This window comes from Enterobacter sp. PL_is514 (assembly GCF_055816715.1).
In genome coordinates, this window is record NZ_JBVPGN010000028.1 from 55,706 (window position 1) to 73,026 (window position 17,321).

Sequence of the window (17,321 nt, forward strand, 5' to 3'; positions counted from 1 at the left end):
AAAGACGCCACACCTGCAGGAGAACAAAATGTCATCACTCAGTAAAGAAGCTGCCCTGGTCCACGAAGCCCTGGTTGCGCGCGGTCTTGAAACGCCACTGCGTCCGCCCGTACAGGATTTGGACAATGAAACCCGCAAGCGTCTGATTGCCGGTCATATGACCGATATCATGGAGCTGCTGAATCTCGATCTGAGTGACGACAGTCTGATGGAGACGCCGCACCGCATCGCGAAAATGTACGTCGACGAAATTTTCTCGGGTCTGGATTACGCCAACTTCCCGAAAATCACCGTCATTGAAAACAAGATGAAAGTGGATGAGATGGTGACGGTCCGCGATATCACGCTGACCAGCACCTGCGAACACCATTTCGTGACCATCGACGGTAAAGCGACCGTGGCGTATATCCCCAAAGATACGGTGATTGGCCTGTCGAAGATCAACCGCATCGTGCAGTTCTTCGCTCAGCGTCCGCAGGTGCAGGAGCGTCTGACCCAGCAGATCCTGACCGCGCTGCAAACGCTGCTGGGCACCAATAACGTGGCCGTCTCTATCGATGCGGTTCACTACTGCGTGAAAGCGCGTGGCGTGCGCGATGCAACCAGTGCGACCACCACAACCTCGCTGGGCGGTCTGTTTAAATCAAGCCAGAATACCCGCCAGGAGTTCCTGCGCGCCGTACGTCACCACAACTAAGTCTTACAGGGCAGGGACCATGGAGCGAAACGTCACGCTCGATTTTGTTCGCGGCGTCGCCATTCTCGGTATCCTGCTGCTTAATATCACCGCCTTCGGTTTGCCGAAGGCGGCTTATCTCAATCCTGCCTGGTATGGCGACATCACGCGCAGTGATGCATGGACGTGGGCGATCCTCGATCTCTTCGCGCAGGTCAAATTCCTCACGCTCTTTGCCTTGCTGTTTGGCGCAGGCCTGCAGCTTCTCCTCAAACGCGGTACGCGCTGGATCCAGTCGCGCCTGACGCTGCTGGTTATCCTCGGCTTTATTCACGGCCTGTTCTTCTGGGACGGCGATATTCTTCTCGCGTATGGGTTAGTCGGGCTCATCTGCTGGCGTCTGATTCGCGATGCGCACAGCGTTAAAAGCCTGTTTAACACCGGCGTGATGCTCTATGTCATGGGGCTTGCTGTACTGCTGCTGCTGGGGATGATCTCCGGAGAGGCGACTAACCGTGCCTGGATCCCGGATGCCGCTAACCTGCAGTACGAGCAGTTCTGGAAGCTGAAAGGCGGTACGGAAGCAATAAGCAACCGCGCGGATATGCTGGGGGACAACCTCCTTGCGCTGGGGGCGCAATACGGCTGGCAGCTGGCGGGCATGATGATGATGGGCGCGTCACTGATGCGCACCGGCTGGCTGAAAGGCGAATTCAGCCTGCGTCACTATCGGCGAACGGGTGTGGGGCTGGTGCTGCTGGGCGTGCTGATTAACCTCCCGGCGGTCATTACGCAGTGGCACATCCACTGGGATTACCGCTGGTGCGCGTTCCTGCTCCAGGTGCCGCGCGAACTGAGCGCACCGTTCCAGACCATCGGCTACGCGGCGCTGATCTATGGCTTCTGGCCAACGCTTTCCCGCCTGTGGATCGTCAGCGCTATCGCCTGCGTGGGCCGCATGGCGTTGAGCAACTACCTCCTGCAAACGCTTCTCTGCACCACGCTTTTCTATCGCTTTGGCCTGTTTATGAAATTCGACCGCCTCACGCTGCTGGCGTTTGTTATCCCGGTCTGGGTGGTTAACCTGGCGTTTTCTGTTCTCTGGCTACGTTATTTCCGCCAGGGACCGCTGGAGTGGGTGTGGCGTCAGTTAACCGCACATGCTTCAGGGGTATCATTGAAAAACACATCCAGATAACGATCTGGATCACAATCATTAACAAAACGGATGTAAGCGTTTTCATGAGTGTGAGCTTCTTCACGTAGTCCCCTTTCTCTCGCTGCCAAAATAGCCACCTTGCTAAACACAGGGGGTGTCTGTGAGTTGCTGCAATCCTTTGAAGGATGGTGAATATGATCACCATTCGTGACGTCGCCCGTCAGGCGGGCGTTTCTGTGGCCACCGTCTCGCGCGTGCTGAACAACAGCGCGCTGGTCAGCCCTGAAACCCGTGAAACCGTAATGAAAGCCGTGACCCAGCTCGGGTACCGGCCAAATGCCAATGCGCAGGCGCTTGCGACGCAGGTCAGCGACACCATCGGCGTGGTGGTGATGGATGTCTCAGATGCCTTTTTCGGCGCACTGGTGAAAGCGGTCGACGTGGTCGCCCAGCAGCATCAGAAATACGTCCTGATCGGCAACAGCTATCATGAGGCGGAAAAAGAGCGCCATGCCATCGAAGTGCTGATTCGCCAGCGCTGTAACGCCTTGATTGTCCACTCAAAAGCCTTGAGCGATGAAGAGCTAACCGGCTTTATGGATCAGATCCCGGGCATGGTGCTGATTAACCGTATCGTCCCCGGCTATGCCCATCGCTGCGTCGGGCTGGATAACGTCAGCGGCGCCATGATGGCCACGAAAATGCTCATTAACAACGGGCATCAGCGGATTGGCTATCTGGCCTCCAGCCATCAGATTGAAGATGACGACCTGCGGCGCGAGGGGTGGCAAAACGCCCTGAAAGAGCACGGCATGATGCCATCCGAAAGCTGGGTGGGAACCGGTACGCCGGACATGCAGGGCGGTGAAGCGGCGATGGTCGAGCTGCTGGGCCGCAACCTGCAGCTGTCTGCGGTGTTTGCCTATAACGACAGCATGGCGGCAGGGGCCCTGACGGCGCTGAAAGACAACGGCATTGCGGTGCCACAGCATTTATCACTCATTGGCTTTGATGATATTCCGATTGCCCGTTACACCGACCCGCAGCTGACAACGGTGCGCTACCCCATTGCCTCTATGGCGAAACTGGCGACTGAGCTGGCGTTACAGGGGGCGGCAGGGCTGCTGGATCCGGGCGCAACGCACTGTTTCATGCCGACTTTAGTGCGTCGCCACTCCGTCGCGGCCAGGCAAACTGTGGTTCCGATCACTAACTGATTACATGAGGTGATGTAACCGTTTTCAATCTGTGAGTAAATTCACAGTATCTTAACAAGGCGCTGACTATGATGTCAGCGTTTTAGGAGCTGAAACGCTATGTAACGGTGATTATTCACTTTCACTATAGCCAATGTGCTGCAAACAACGAATAAAACGCATTTCTGGAGCGTTACCGAACACGGAAGATAGAAATTTTATAAGTGAACTTCGGCTGTCAGTAACGTTTTATTAACACCTGCCCGCCGATCGTTATTCACAAGAACTACCCTGCATAAAAAAACCGGAGATACCATGAATAAGAAGGTGTTGACCCTGTCTGCTGTAATGGCAAGCATGCTTTTTGGTGCAGCAGCGCACGCTGCGGATACCCGTATTGGTGTGACCATCTATAAATACGACGACAACTTCATGTCTGTTGTGCGTAAAGCGATTGAGAAAGATGCGAAAGCAGCGCCAGACGTTCAGCTGCTGATGAACGACTCCCAGAACGACCAGTCCAAACAGAACGATCAGATCGACGTTCTGCTGGCGAAAGGCGTGAAAGCCCTGGCCATCAACCTGGTTGACCCGGCTGCAGCAGGCACGGTTATTGAAAAAGCGCGCGGCCAGAACGTGCCGATCGTCTTCTTCAACAAAGAACCTTCCCGTAAGGCGCTGGATAGCTACGATAAAGCGTATTACGTCGGTACCGACTCCAAAGAGTCCGGTATTATTCAGGGCGATCTGATCGCCAAACACTGGGCGGCGAACCCGAACTGGGACCTGAACAAAGACGGTCAGATTCAGTTCGTGCTGCTGAAAGGCGAACCAGGCCACCCGGATGCTGAAGCCCGTACCACTTACGTTATCAAAGAGCTGAACGACAAGGGTCTGAAAACCCAGCAGCTGGCGTTAGATACCGCGATGTGGGATACCGCTCAGGCGAAAGATAAGATGGACGCGTGGCTGTCCGGCCCTAACGCGAACAAAATCGAAGTGGTTATCGCCAACAACGATGCGATGGCAATGGGTGCGGTAGAAGCGCTGAAAGCGCACAACAAATCGTCCATCCCGGTATTCGGTGTGGATGCGCTGCCAGAAGCGCTGGCGCTGGTTAAATCCGGTGCGATGGCCGGTACCGTTCTGAACGATGCCAACAACCAGGCGAAAGCGACCTTCGATCTGGCGAAAAACCTGGCCGATGGCAAAGGCGCGGCAGATGGCACCAACTGGAAAATTGAAAACAAAATCGTTCGCGTACCTTACGTGGGCGTAGACCAGTCCAACCTGGCTGAGTTTATCGGTAAATAAGTTAGCGGTACTGTCTCCACTGGGCGCAATTCGTTGCGCCCTTTTATAACGCGATATGCGAGGCCAACAAGGTATAATTATGGTCAGCACAACTACTCAGTCATCCGGTGAATACCTGTTGGAAATGAGCGGTATCAACAAGTCATTTCCCGGCGTTAAGGCACTCGATAATGTTAATTTAAAAGTTCGTCCTCACTCTATTCACGCCTTAATGGGTGAGAACGGTGCGGGTAAATCAACATTATTAAAATGTCTTTTTGGGATCTATCAAAAAGATTCTGGCAGCATTCTTTTTCAGGGGAAAGAGATCGATTTCCATTCAGCGAAAGAAGCACTGGAAAACGGTATCTCGATGGTTCACCAGGAATTAAACCTGGTGCTGCAGCGTTCAGTCATGGATAACATGTGGTTGGGGCGTTATCCCACCAAAGGTGTCTTTGTCGATCAGGACAAAATGTATCGCGACACCAAAGCGATTTTCGACGAGCTGGATATTGATATCGATCCGCGCGCCCGCGTGGGAACATTATCCGTCTCCCAGATGCAGATGATCGAAATCGCCAAAGCGTTCTCCTATGATGCGAAAATCGTCATCATGGACGAACCGACATCGTCATTAACGGAAAAAGAGGTTAATCACCTTTTTACCATTATTCGCAAGCTGAAAGATCGCGGCTGCGGCATTGTGTATATCTCTCACAAAATGGAAGAGATCTTCCAGCTGTGCGATGAGATCACCATCCTGCGCGACGGCCAGTGGATTGCCACACAGCCGCTGGAAGGACTGGACATGGACAAGATCATCGCCATGATGGTCGGCCGTTCCCTGAACCAGCGCTTTCCGGACAAAGAAAACAAGCCGGGTGAAGTGATTCTGGAAGTGCGCAATCTGACCTCGTTACGTCAACCGTCTATCCGCGATGTCTCCTTCGACCTGCACAAGGGTGAAATCCTGGGGATTGCCGGGCTGGTGGGGGCAAAGCGTACCGACATCGTGGAAACCCTGTTTGGCATTCGTGAGAAAGCCGAAGGCACCATTACGCTGCACGGAAAGAAAATCAATAACCACAACGCCAACGAAGCCATTAATAATGGTTTTGCGCTGGTGACGGAAGAGCGTCGTTCGACCGGTATTTATGCCTATCTGGATATTAACTTTAACTCGTTAATTTCTAACATTCGCAATTACAAAAACAAAGTCGGGCTACTGGATAACTCCCGCATGAAGAGCGATACCCAATGGGTGATTGACTCCATGCGCGTGAAAACGCCAGGCCACCGCACCCAAATTGGTTCGCTGTCAGGCGGTAACCAGCAGAAAGTTATTATCGGCCGCTGGTTATTAACCCAGCCAGAAATTCTAATGCTGGATGAACCGACCCGCGGTATTGACGTCGGCGCGAAGTTTGAAATTTATCAGCTGATTGCCGAGCTGGCGAAAAAGAATAAAGGGATCATTATTATTTCTTCCGAAATGCCGGAATTGTTAGGGATCACAGACCGTATTCTGGTTATGAGCAATGGTCTCGTCGCCGGTATTGTTGACACCAAAACGACAACGCAAAACGAAATTTTGCGTCTTGCGTCTTTGCACCTTTAAGATCAGGGGCTCCTCATGAGTGCGTTAAATAAAAAAAGTTTTCTCACTTATCTGAAAGAAGGCGGTATTTACGTTGTTCTTTTAGTACTGCTGGCTATCATTATTTTCCAGGACCCTACGTTCTTAAGCCTGCTGAACCTGAGTAACATTCTGACCCAGTCCTCCGTGCGTATTATCATTGCGCTGGGCGTGGCGGGCCTGATCGTGACCCAGGGGACGGACCTTTCTGCCGGTCGTCAGGTGGGTCTGGCGGCGGTTATCGCGGCAACCCTGCTGCAGTCGATGGAAAACGCCAACAAGGTCTTCCCGGAAATGGCCACTATGCCGATTTTCGTGGTGATCCTGATTGTCTGCGCCATCGGTGCGGTGATTGGTCTGATCAACGGTATCATCATCGCCTACCTGAACGTGACGCCATTTATCACCACCCTGGGTACGATGATCATCGTTTACGGTATCAACTCCCTGTATTACGACTTTGTCGGTGCTTCACCCATCTCGGGCTTTGACAGCGGCTTCTCGACCTTTACGCAAGGGTTTATTGCGCTGGGCAGCTTCCGCCTGTCGTATATCACCTTCTATGCGCTGATTGCGGTCGCCTTCGTCTGGATCCTGTGGAACAAAACGCGCTTTGGCAAAAACATCTTCGCCATCGGCGGTAACCCGGAAGCGGCGAAAGTGTCCGGCGTAAACGTTGCCCTGAACCTGCTCATTATCTATGCCCTGTCCGGCGTGTTCTATGCCTTCGGCGGGATGCTGGAAGCCGGCCGTATCGGCTCTGCAACCAACAACCTTGGCTTCATGTACGAGCTGGATGCGATCGCAGCCTGTGTGGTGGGCGGCGTCTCCTTCAGCGGCGGTGTGGGTACCGTACTCGGCGTGGTGACCGGTGTGATCATCTTCACCGTTATCAACTACGGGTTGACCTATATCGGCGTGAACCCGTACTGGCAGTACATCATCAAAGGCGCCATTATTATCTTCGCGGTTGCGCTGGATTCACTGAAGTACGCGCGTAAGAAGTAACCGTCTCTCGCGATACCTGGCCCGCTCACCGAGCGGGCTTTTTTTATGCCTTATGCCAGCTGTGACTCCTCTCGGGTCACAATGCGTTCAAACCAGTCGAGTTCAGAGAGCTTGCAGGCGATCCAGTGTTCGGAAAAGGCGTCGCCCAGGCTGTCGGTGAGGTACTGACAGCGGGCAAAAGTCTCAATCGCCTCCTGCTGAAACAGCGGCAGTTCAGGTTGATCGTGCTGCGGTTCGGGCAACTCCTCCTCGTCGATATTTTCCAGCCCGTACAGCATGCCGGTCAGAATAGTAGCAGCCACCAGATACGGATTGGCGTCAGCCCCGGCCAGCCGGTACTCGATACGACGGTTGTGGTCTTCCGAGCAGGGAATACGCAAAGCGGCGGAGCGGGTGTTATAGCCCCAGGAGTTAAATACGGGTTCCGTCAGGTTTTTACGCAGGCGACGAAACGCGTTGACGCCTGGCGCAAGAATGGCGATAGAGGCGGGCATTAGCGCCAGCTGGCCCGCGATGCACAACCGCACCATGCTGTTCAGCGCGTTAACCGGGGAAGCAAAGACGTTGTCGCCGCGGCTGTCGTTGAGGCTGAAATGGAAGTGCAAGCCGCTGCCGGAAAGTTCGCTGAAGGGCTTGGCCATAAAGTTGGCCTGCAGGCCGTGCTTTTCGGCAACGTATCGGGTCAGGCGACGCAGCGCCAGCACGTTATCGCAGACCTCAACGACGCGATGGCTGTGCTTCAGGTTTAATTCGTACTGACCGGACTCGGCTTCCGCTACGACCCCTGACAGCGGGATGTGCTGCAGGTGCGCCAGCTGTTCCAGTTCGTCAAACAGCGCGGCATGCGCCGACGAGGTATCCATATGAAAACAGCCCTGATTTTGCGGATCCCGATCGCCATGCCCCGTCAGATAGAACTCGATTTCCGGGGCAATCACCGGGAAAAGGCCGTGCCGGTGGAAGCGGGCCAGCACGTTCTGCAGTATCACGCGCGGCTCAAGCGGGCAGGGGCTATCGTCGCTGTCTTTCATCGTCAGCAGGATCTGCGCGTTGTGCTGCGGATCCTGCGGGCAGGGACGCAGGGAGCCGGCGACCGGAACGCACAGCCGGTCCGGTTCATCATAAAGCGGGGCGGCGATTTTTCCTTTCTGATCCATCGAGTAGACCGAAAGGGGAAAGTAACAGCCTTTTTCCAGACTCAGCATGCTCTCCACCGACAGACGCTTGCCACGCATCGTGCCGTTGATATCGTTCAGGTAAACGTCTACATGTTTCGTCTGCGGGTAACGTTTCAGGTAATCGGCTACTTCCACTGAAATGTTGTGCTGCAGGGCGTCAATTTTTTCATCAAGCCAGAGACCGGAATTGAGTGCGCCAGGGAGTGATAAGCCGGGAAAGTTAAAATACGGACGGAGACTTTTGAGGAAAAACGCATTCATTATCGAGTTCATAGTCATTCTTCAATGAAGCCGTAGCGGCAGTGAACTCAGCTTAAAAGAGCCGACGTAAAGGGGAGATAAAAAGCGTCAGGCCTGGCGTAAAGAAAGTATAAAGGCGGTGCTGTTATTTCTCTTTTTTCTGCATATCGAGCAGCTGCTCGGGCGTGACGGCCGGGTAACCCTGCGCGTCTTCCGGCACTTCATGCATCGCCGGAATCGGCACCAGCGGGCCTAAAAAGCGCGGTTCGCGTTTGAAGATATACAGATCGGCCAGGGCACCAAAGCGGGCACCGAACTCGCGGACGCGCACGCTCAGCATATCTTTTGGCGACGGCACCGCATAGCACTGTGCCTGAATACCCATATGCAGGGCGATAAACAGCGCACGCTCGCAGTGGAAGCGTTGGGTGATGATGATGAAGTCGTTGGTGTCGAAGACTTTACGCGTGCGCACGATGGAGTCCAGGGTGCGGAAGCCGGCGTAGTCGAGCACGATATCGGCAGGATCCACGCCTGCGGCAATCAGGTCCTTACGCATCGTCACCGGTTCATTGTAGCTTTGCAGCGCGTTATCGCCGCTCAGCAGCAGGTAGTTTACCTTGCCGCTGTTGTAGGCGTTCAGCGCGCCCTGAATGCGGTAACGGTAATACTGGTTGATGACGCCGGTGCGGTAATACTTGGCGGTGCCGAGCACCACGCCAACCTGACGATAGGGCAGGTCCTGCAGGTCATCAAAGATGTAGGGGGCGGTTTTCCAGCTCATCCAGCGGTCGAGACCGAGCACGATCAACAGCAGTATGCCGACCAGGACAGACAGGCTGTAAAAAACGCGCTTTAACATGCAGATGGCTCGTACCGAAGGTGAAATTTAACTCAGGCTACTTTACCCGCCTGGTTAGCGCAAGAAACAGCGACTCAACTGAGGGGTTTTTCAGCAAACTGGCGGGCATTTCTGCCCGCCGGAAGGATCACGCCAGCAGTACGCGGTCAATCGTCGTACAGCCCAGCGCTTTAAGCGTTGCGGCAGTGGCATCCCACTGAATCAGCGGCGCATCGGCAATTTCAGCCAGAATGGCGCGCTGAATGTCAGGATAATCATAGCCGTTCAGGCTCAGCAGGTTGAGTGCGCCCTGCAGCGGCGGCAGCGTTGGGTTAAACGCGGCGTTTTCCGCATAGCTGCCGGTGAAGATTCGGCCATCGCGGCACTGCAGCGCCACGCCGCTCGGGGACTTGCTGTACGGCGTGTGGCTCTTGTTGGCGGCGGTAATCGCCGCCTGGCTCAGGTCATCGCCGGACAGGGCGAAACCGTGGTTCTGCTCGTCCATCAGCAGGGTTTTGATCTCCAGATCTTTCGGGCCAAACGCGTCAGGCAGGTAATCCGCCAGCGTGTGCGGCGCGCGGCCTGGCAGATTGATGCGCAGCTGCAGCCCGCTGTTCAGTTCGTTCATAAACTGACGGCAGTGGCCGCAGGGGGTGTAGTTAACGGTAATGGCGTTCAGGGCTTTTTCACCGCGCAGCCAGGCGTGACTGATGGCGCTCTGCTCGGCGTGCACGGTTTGCTGCATGGTTGCGCCCAGGAACTCCATGTTGCCGCCGAAGTACCAGGTGCCGCTGACGCCGCGCGCAATGGCCCCGACGTTGAAGTGGGAGAGATCGGCCCGCGCGCAGGCGGCAGCCAGAGGAAGCAGTGCGAAAGCCAGCGCGTCTTCGTCCAGTCCCGTTGCCTGTTTCAGCATCGTGACCTGCTCCGCGGTCAGCAGGGCGGGGAAGTGCGCATCTGCCAGAACGGGAGCAAGGGCTGACTGCAAATTCTCTGCAAGCTGGGCGAAAGCAGCTTGAAAACGTGGGTGCATGGCGTTTGCCTCATAAAGGTTAATGGATCGGTAGTTTACGGAGCCGTCAGGGCTTTATATGTGATCCACTTCTCATTATGTATGCAACTTATGAAATCAAAATGAAATTTGCGCGACGCATCGCAAATTTTAGCCCATCACTGCCAGAATAAGCGGGAAAATGAACGGGGCCAGCAGAGAGGTAATAATCCCGCAGATCACCAGCGCCAGGGAGCTAAATGCCCCTTCCTGATAATCCAGCTCCGCGCAGCGGGCCGTGCCCAGCGCGTGCGAGGCGGTGCCCATCGACAGCCCCCGAGCCGCCTTAGTATGAATACGCATCGCGTTTAGCAGAGTGTGGCCAAACACCGCGCCGAGAATACCGACGAAAATGACGCACATCGCGCTGATGGCCGGAATACCGCCGAGGCTGCCCCCAACCGCCATCGCGATAGGCGTGGTCACCGATTTAGGTAGGATTGACGCCGCAATCTGTGGGGAAGCGCCCATCAGCAGCGCCACCGACGTGCCGGTGATCATCGCCACCAGGCTACCCACAAAACAGATGGTAATGATGGATTTCCAGCGGGCGCGGATCTGGTGCAGCTGCTCATATAAAGGAAACGCCAGCGCCACGACGGCGGGTTGCAGCAGGTCGTTTAAGATTTTGCTGCCGGCAAAGTAGCGTTCGTAAGGAATGCCGGTGAGCAGCAGGAACGGGATAATCACCACCATCGCCACCAGCAGGGGGTTCAGCAAGGGCATTTTGAAACGCGCGGCAAGCTTACGTGCGGCGAAAAAGACTGCAAGGGTGAGCGGCAGGGACCACCAGATATTGTCCATCATTTTTTTGTTTTCTCCCCAATCACGTTACGTTCGCCATGCACCAGATGTGAACTCCAGCTCACCACCAGGAAAACCACCAGCGTACTGACCGCGCAGGAGACCACAATCGGGCCGAACTGGGCTTTGAGCAAATCAAAATACTGCATGACCCCGACGCCGATAGGCACGAAAAGCAGCGCCATATAGCGAATAAGGACGAAGCAGCCGGGGTTGACCCACTTTGCGGGCAGGATTTGCAGCGCCAGCAACACGAAGAGGATCAGCATGCCGATAATGCTGCCGGGGATGGTGATGGGCAGCAGCGACGCGATGAAAATCCCGGCATACAGGCAGGCGTAAATCAGGGCGAATGCGCGCAGATATTGCCAGATAATGTTCAATGATTTGCTCATGGTGATAGTCCTTGCTGAAACGCATTCATCATACAATTAAACCTAAAAATGTGCCATGGATCACATCATGAATTTTGAGCATACCAGACATTCCGGAATGGAACGTCCGGTATCACCATAACGGTGCAGGCTACAGTTTAGAGGAAAGGGATTGCGCTGGCGAAACGGCGTGCCAGAGAAGGTATCAGCGACAGGCTGTCAGTTTATCGAGAAAAGAAAACAGCACCTGATTCATTTCGCGATAATCATGCGAGCGGAGTTTTTCCGCCGTTTCGACAAAACGGAATTCACCCGCGCGGCGGAGGTCACTCTGCGAATGCTCAATTAGCAACTCTACCACCTCCGGCGTCAGCTCCATATGGCACTGGAAACCGTAAACCCGTTCGCTGTATTGCACAATCTGGCGGGGACAGCCCTCGCTGTAAGCGAGCACCTTAGCCTGTGGCGTCAACCCAGGCATATCGTTATGCCAGTGACCGACGTTCAGCACGCTGCCAAAATCCTCAAACAGCGGGTTCGCCTTGCCTGCATCTGTGAGCCTGACGGGAAATTTGCCGATCTCTTTTTCCGGGCTATGACAAAACGCTGCGCCCAGCGCTTCGCCGATAAGCTGCGAGCCCAGACAAACGCCAATCACCGTTTTACCCGCCTCTATCGCGCGGCTGATGAGCGCCTTTTCCGCTTGCGCATCAAACCAGGGGCATTCCTCACGCGTGGTGGCGGGTGACTGCGGGCCTCCCATGATGATGAGCAAGTCTGTGTGCCCTGGCGTTTCGGGTACAGGATCGCCCTGGTACACTCTGGTGTAGCTCAGACTGCGGCCGCGACTTTTCCCCCAGATTTCATAGGCGCCTGGCGCCTCAAAATGTTCATGAATAATAAAATGGATGTGCATTGCGTCTCTCTCTGGTTACGTGTACAAGCAGCATCATAAGAGGAAGGGGGGAATGTGAAATGCCAACCGTTATCGATAAAACGCCAATTCACGACGATGCTATCGGATGGTCAAGAGGGGCAATTCGCTATACGCGCGGTGAAGTGGATCCGCCTCATCGGCATTCGCAGGGACAACTTTTGTTTGCCATCAAAGGGGTGATGCTGGTCGAAACCGGCAGCAAACGCTGGGTCATACCGCCACAGCGCGCGCTATGGATCCCTCCGTTTCAGGAACACACCTACAGCGTGTTATCCACAACGGAGCTGCGCGCGGTCTGGTTTAGCCCAGCGCTGATAGCGCAATGCGAGCCTTTTAAACGGAAAGACGAGGTTCACGTGATTATGGCCACAGCGTTGTTCAAAGAGCTGATTGCCGGGCTGTTCAGCGCGGAATACCGGCCGGCAAGCCAGCGCAGCATGGCCGTTTTGCTGCTCGACATCCTCAGTGAGACGCAGCAGATTTCGGCCGAATTACCGATGCCCGTGGATGAGCGGTTACATCGCGTCGCCTGTGACATCATTGCCAACAATCTCTGGGATGTTTCTATGGAAAGGCTGGCGGAACGGGCCGCAATGTCTGAACGCACATTTTCACGCGCGTTTATCAACGATACCGGCTTTAGCTTCCGGGCCTGGCGACAGCGTGCAAGGATTTGTGCCTCGCTGGACCTGCTCGCAAACGGATACCCGGCTAAGCAGGTGGCCTGGATGCTGGGGTTTTCTGGCCCGGCTGCATTTGCGGCGGCGTTTCGCGCCATTGTTGGGGCAACGCCGGGTGACTTTCTGCCTGAACAGAAGCGCTTCCCAGCGATATAGAGAGCGGCTACTATAGCGCGTCTTTTTTCACAGGTACTGCTATGCGTGTTTTACTGGCCCCAATGGAAGGCGTGCTCGACTCCCTCGTGCGCGAGCTTCTGACCGAGGTGAACGATTACGATCTCTGCGTGACGGAATTTCTGCGCGTGGTCGATATGCTGTTGCCGGTAAAATCCTTCTTCCGCCTGTGCCCCGAGCTGCACAACCAGAGCCGGACCTCTTCCGGCACGCTGGTGCGTATTCAGCTGCTCGGCCAGTATCCCGAATGGCTGGCGGAAAACGCCGCCCGCGCGGTTGAGCTGGGCTCTTACGGGGTGGATCTCAACTGCGGCTGCCCGTCGAAGCTGGTCAACGGCAGCGGCGGCGGGGCGACCTTGCTGAAAGATCCTGAGCTGATTTATCGCGGCGCGAAAGCCATGCGTGAGGCCGTGCCTTCGCATTTGCCGGTGACGGTTAAGGTGCGCCTGGGGTGGGACAGCGACGCGCGGCAGTTTGAAATCGCCGATGCGGTGCAGCAGGCCGGGGCCACCGAGCTGGTGGTGCATGGCCGTACCAAAGAAGATGGCTACAAAGCCGATCGCATTAACTGGCAGGCGATCGGTGAGATCCGCAAACGCCTCACCATTCCGGTGATCGCCAACGGCGAAATCTGGGACTACGAGAGCGCGCAGGCCTGTCTGCATGCCACCGGCTGCGATGCGGTCATGATTGGCCGCGGCGCACTGAATGTGCCGAACCTCAGCCGGGTGGTGAAATATAACGAACCGCGTATGCCCTGGGCAGACGTCGTCACGCTGCTGCAAAAATACAGTCGTCTGGAAAAGCAGGGGGACACCGGTTTGTATCACGTCGCGCGAATTAAGCAGTGGCTGAGTTATTTACGTAAAGAGTACGATGAAGCGCTGGGGTTATTTCAGGAGATTCGTACATTACAGACGTCCTCTGATATTGCACGGGTTATTCAGTCAAAGTAATTTATTCATTTGGTGAATAATTTTCTGATTATGTAAATGTATAACAATTTACGGATTGCCACGCATTACTAAAAAAATAAATAGTATCAAGCGTATTTTTCGCCTTTATTTTTTGAGTATATGGCGTAATGAAACGTTCTCTTATTTTATCTCTGAGTGTCCCCTTTGCATTAATTCTGGCAGCCTGCGCACCTGAACATTCCACCGTCTCTCCGCTAAATACACAACCGGCCGCCAAGTCTGTGAATACCTCATTGCATTATACCGACTGGCCGAAAAATGCGTGGTGGAAGGCGTATAACGATCCCCAGCTTAACGGGCTTATTGCGAAAGCATTAAGCGATGCGCCGGATATGCAGATTGCCCGTCAGCGGATTACGCTTGCCGAAGCCCAGGCAAAAGCCACTATGGCTGCCGACGGCCCGCAAATTGATTTTTCCGCCGATGCTGAACGCCAGAAAATGTCCGCCGAAGGGCTGATGGGGCCCTTTGCCATTACCGACCCGGCGGCAGGGACCACCGGGCCGTGGTACACCAACGGCACCTTTGGCCTGACCGCAGGCTGGGATCTCGATCTGTGGGGTAAAAATCGCGCGCAGGTCGAAGCCCGGATTGGCAAAGTGAATGCGCAAAAAGCGGAGCTGGAACAGACCCGTCAGCTGCTGGCCAGCAGCGTGGCGCGGCTTTACTGGGAGTGGCAAACTCAGGCCGCTGCGGGGGAGGTGCTCGCGCAGATCAAACATGAGCAGGACAATATTATCGGTGCCGACCGCGAACTGTATCAGCACGGCATCACCTCCTCCGTGGAGGGTGTCGAAACGGATATCAACGCCAGCAAAACCGAAGAGCAGTTGGCCGAGGTCAACGGAAAGATGAAAGCCATAGAGGCGCGGCTGGTCGCGCTGACGAACTCCTCCTCCGTGAAGCTAACGCGGCACGCCTTGCCGACGGTGGAAGCCTCGTTACCGTCGACGCTCGGATATGAACTGCTGGCACGCCGTCCAGATCTTCAGGAGGCGCACTGGTATATCGAAGCCTCCATGAGCGAAGTGGAGGCCGCCAGAGCGGCGTTCTATCCTGACGTGAACCTGATGGCGTTCTTACAGCAGGATGCCCTCCACCTGAGCGATCTGTTCCGTTCATCCGCGCAGCAGATGGGCGTCACCGCCGGGCTGACGCTGCCGATTTTTGACAGCGGCAGGCTGAACGCCAGCCTGGATATCGCCCAGGCGCAGAACAACCTCTCGGTAGCCAACTACAACAAAGCGGTGGTGGAGGCCGTCAATCAGGTGGCACGCACCGCCAGCGAAGTCGAAACGCTGATGGCGAAGAACGGCCATCAGCAGCAGGTTGAAAAAGATGCGGCACGGGTTGTGGCGCTGGCACAGGCGCGTTTCAGCGCGGGGATAATTGCGGGCTCCCGTGTCAGTGAAGCCAGAATACCGGCCCTCAAAGAGCACCTCGAAGGCGTGCTGCTGAAGGGGCAATATGTCGACGCTACCCTGCAGCTGACCTCGGCGCTGGGCGGCGGCTATCATCATGGCTAAAAAAGGCCATTATCTATACTTACCTCTTTGCAGTTTTTCAGGAGGTGAGTATGACCAGAGTAGCGATTGTTACCGCATCGGATTCCGGGATTGGGAAAACCACGGCCCTGATGTTGGCTGAGCGCGGGTTTGATATTGGCGTCACCTGGCACTCGGATGAGAAAGGGGCGCTGGAAACCTGCCGCGAAGTCGAAGCGCAGGGGCAGCGCGCGGAGGCTATCCATCTTGATTTAAGCACGCTGCCGGAAGGCGCTGAGGCTATTGAAACGCTGATTGCGCGTTTTGGTCGGCTGGACGTGCTGGTCAATAATGCAGGGGCGATGACCAAAGCGCCGTTCCTCGAGATGCCGTTTGACGACTGGCGGAATATTTTCACCGTCGACGTGGACGGCGCGTTTCTCTGTTCACAAATTGCCGCAAGGCAGATGGTGAAGCAGGGGAAAGGGGGGCGGATTGTGAACATCACCTCGGTGCATGAGCACACGCCGCTTCCTGAGGCCAGCGCCTATACGGCGGCGAAACACGCGCTCGGCGGGTTAACCAAATCCATGGCGATGGAGCTGGTTAAGCATAATATTCTGGTGAACGCCGTCGCACCGGGTGCCATTGCTACGCCGATGAATGACATGGACGACAGCGAAGTGAAGGACGGTTCAATGCCGGAAATCCCGCTGGCAAGACCGGGCCATACCAAAGAGATTGCCAGCCTGGTCGCGTGGTTGTGCGACAGCGACGCCAGCTATACAACGGGGCAATCGTTTATCGTCGACGGGGGCTTTATGCTGGCGAACCCGCAGTTTAAGCCGGAGGGGTAGGTTCCCCTCTCCCTGTGAGAGAGGGTGTTTTTAGTTCCCTCTCCCTGTGGGAGAGGGTTAGGGTGAGGGCATCAGGCCGCACTCACTCCTCATCCCGCCTCTTTTCCCGATGCTTCAGCCACAGTCGAACCCCAATCACCGCCACGACCACCAGAATCAGCCACGCCCAGTGCTTGAGGTGCTGGTCGAGATTATGCAGCCAGGGCGCAATCACTTCGCCCCCCACATAACCGAGCGTCGTAAAGATCAGCGCCCAGGCAATCGCACCCACAATATTGAGCGGCAGGAAAATTTTTGGCGGCAGATGGCTGGCGCCAATGAGTATCGGCCCGATAATGCGAAAGCCATACATAAAGCGCGTGCCAATGACGAACAGATAGGGGTGGCGTTGAATGAGCCGCTGAGCGCGGCGAATTTTCTTCTGATGCTTTGTGAAACGCTTAAGCAGCGTTGGCCCGAAGCGCAGCCCGAGAAAGTAGAGCAGCTGATCGCCAATCATCCCGCCCAGCGCAACCGCGGCGACGACCAGCGGGAATTTCAGCAATCCCTGATGCGCGGCGACGCCGCCTAACAGGGTGATGGTTTCGCCTTCTGCCACGCTACCGATGACCAGCGCGGCATAGCCATATTGTTCAATGAGTGCGTTAATATCCATTACGTAACTGTTATCTCCCTCTGCGTACCTCGTTTAATCATATACCCCATGAATCAACAGCGGGGAAATCAACGGAAATTTCCCACTGTACATAAAAT

General features: G+C 55.4%; 17 protein-coding genes. 10 read left to right on the plus strand and 7 right to left on the minus strand.

Annotation, left to right across the window (positions count from 1 at the left end):
• Positions 1-28: 28 nt before the first annotated feature.
• The 6 genes from folE to mglC all read left to right on the plus strand — a co-directional run bounded on the left by folE (position 29) and on the right by mglC (position 6,971).
• On the plus strand, positions 29-697 hold the full coding sequence (gene folE, locus AC0TNG_RS06535; protein ID WP_008500927.1) for a GTP cyclohydrolase I FolE: 669 nt from the start codon (positions 29-31) through the stop codon (positions 695-697).
• Between the two features lie 19 nt (positions 698-716).
• Complete coding sequence (yeiB, locus tag AC0TNG_RS06540) at positions 717-1,874, plus strand: DUF418 domain-containing protein YeiB (RefSeq protein WP_473713326.1); 1,158 nt, start codon at positions 717-719, stop codon at positions 1,872-1,874.
• Positions 1,875-2,029: 155 nt separating this feature from the next.
• Entirely contained in the window at positions 2,030-3,052 is a 1,023-nt protein-coding gene (galS, locus tag AC0TNG_RS06545) for an HTH-type transcriptional regulator GalS (protein ID WP_032646558.1), read from the plus strand.
• Between the two features lie 294 nt (positions 3,053-3,346).
• Positions 3,347-4,345: a galactose/glucose ABC transporter substrate-binding protein MglB gene (mglB, locus tag AC0TNG_RS06550; RefSeq protein ID WP_024908164.1), complete on the plus strand. Its 999-nt coding sequence runs from the start codon at positions 3,347-3,349 to the stop codon at positions 4,343-4,345.
• Between the two features lie 79 nt (positions 4,346-4,424).
• On the plus strand, positions 4,425-5,945 hold the full coding sequence (gene mglA, locus AC0TNG_RS06555) for a galactose/methyl galactoside ABC transporter ATP-binding protein MglA (protein ID WP_008500922.1): 1,521 nt from the start codon (positions 4,425-4,427) through the stop codon (positions 5,943-5,945).
• A gap of 15 nt (positions 5,946-5,960) precedes the next feature.
• Entirely contained in the window at positions 5,961-6,971 is a 1,011-nt protein-coding gene (gene mglC / locus AC0TNG_RS06560; protein WP_008500921.1) for a galactose/methyl galactoside ABC transporter permease MglC, read from the plus strand.
• A 50-nt stretch (positions 6,972-7,021) separates the two neighbouring features.
• Here mglC and AC0TNG_RS06565 read toward each other — a convergent pair whose 3' ends face one another.
• The 6 genes from AC0TNG_RS06565 to AC0TNG_RS06590 all read right to left on the minus strand — a co-directional run bounded on the left by AC0TNG_RS06565 (position 7,022) and on the right by AC0TNG_RS06590 (position 12,375).
• A complete protein-coding gene (locus AC0TNG_RS06565) occupies positions 7,022-8,410 on the minus strand; it encodes a glutamine synthetase family protein (protein ID WP_473713406.1) in 1,389 nt (462 codons plus the stop codon).
• Positions 8,411-8,534: 124 nt separating this feature from the next.
• Entirely contained in the window at positions 8,535-9,251 is a 717-nt protein-coding gene (gene sanA, locus AC0TNG_RS06570) for an outer membrane permeability protein SanA (RefSeq protein WP_008500918.1), read from the minus strand.
• 127 nt (positions 9,252-9,378) lie between these two features.
• Positions 9,379-10,263: a cytidine deaminase gene (gene cdd / locus AC0TNG_RS06575; RefSeq protein ID WP_024908162.1), complete on the minus strand. Its 885-nt coding sequence runs from the start codon at positions 10,261-10,263 to the stop codon at positions 9,379-9,381.
• 129 nt (positions 10,264-10,392) lie between these two features.
• A complete protein-coding gene (locus tag AC0TNG_RS06580) occupies positions 10,393-11,088 on the minus strand; it encodes a CidB/LrgB family autolysis modulator (RefSeq protein WP_008500916.1) in 696 nt (231 codons plus the stop codon).
• The gene (locus AC0TNG_RS06585) at positions 11,085-11,480 is read right to left on the minus strand and encodes a CidA/LrgA family protein (RefSeq protein WP_045908676.1); all 396 of its coding nucleotides are present in this window, start codon (positions 11,478-11,480) and stop codon (positions 11,085-11,087) included. Before AC0TNG_RS06585 ends, AC0TNG_RS06580 begins: the two co-directional genes overlap by 4 nt.
• A gap of 184 nt (positions 11,481-11,664) precedes the next feature.
• Positions 11,665-12,375, minus strand: coding sequence for a type 1 glutamine amidotransferase (locus AC0TNG_RS06590; RefSeq protein WP_473713327.1), 711 nt, complete (start codon positions 12,373-12,375; stop codon positions 11,665-11,667).
• Positions 12,376-12,434: 59 nt separating this feature from the next.
• Here AC0TNG_RS06590 and AC0TNG_RS06595 point away from each other — a divergent pair, with 59 nt between their 5' ends.
• From AC0TNG_RS06595 to AC0TNG_RS06610, 4 genes are all read left to right on the plus strand, one after another.
• The gene (locus AC0TNG_RS06595; protein ID WP_267216900.1) at positions 12,435-13,232 is read left to right on the plus strand and encodes an AraC family transcriptional regulator; all 798 of its coding nucleotides are present in this window, start codon (positions 12,435-12,437) and stop codon (positions 13,230-13,232) included.
• Between the two features lie 41 nt (positions 13,233-13,273).
• Positions 13,274-14,206, plus strand: a complete 933-nt coding sequence (dusC, locus tag AC0TNG_RS06600; protein WP_090419533.1) for a tRNA dihydrouridine(16) synthase DusC — start codon at positions 13,274-13,276, stop codon at positions 14,204-14,206.
• A 128-nt stretch (positions 14,207-14,334) separates the two neighbouring features.
• The gene (gene mdtQ, locus AC0TNG_RS06605) at positions 14,335-15,753 is read left to right on the plus strand and encodes a multidrug resistance outer membrane protein MdtQ (protein WP_024908157.1); all 1,419 of its coding nucleotides are present in this window, start codon (positions 14,335-14,337) and stop codon (positions 15,751-15,753) included.
• Between the two features lie 50 nt (positions 15,754-15,803).
• Positions 15,804-16,568, plus strand: a complete 765-nt coding sequence (locus AC0TNG_RS06610; protein ID WP_024908156.1) for an SDR family oxidoreductase — start codon at positions 15,804-15,806, stop codon at positions 16,566-16,568.
• A gap of 82 nt (positions 16,569-16,650) precedes the next feature.
• Here AC0TNG_RS06610 and AC0TNG_RS06615 read toward each other — a convergent pair whose 3' ends face one another.
• On the minus strand, positions 16,651-17,223 hold the full coding sequence (locus AC0TNG_RS06615; RefSeq protein ID WP_024908155.1) for a DedA family protein: 573 nt from the start codon (positions 17,221-17,223) through the stop codon (positions 16,651-16,653).
• Positions 17,224-17,321 lie beyond the last annotated feature (98 nt).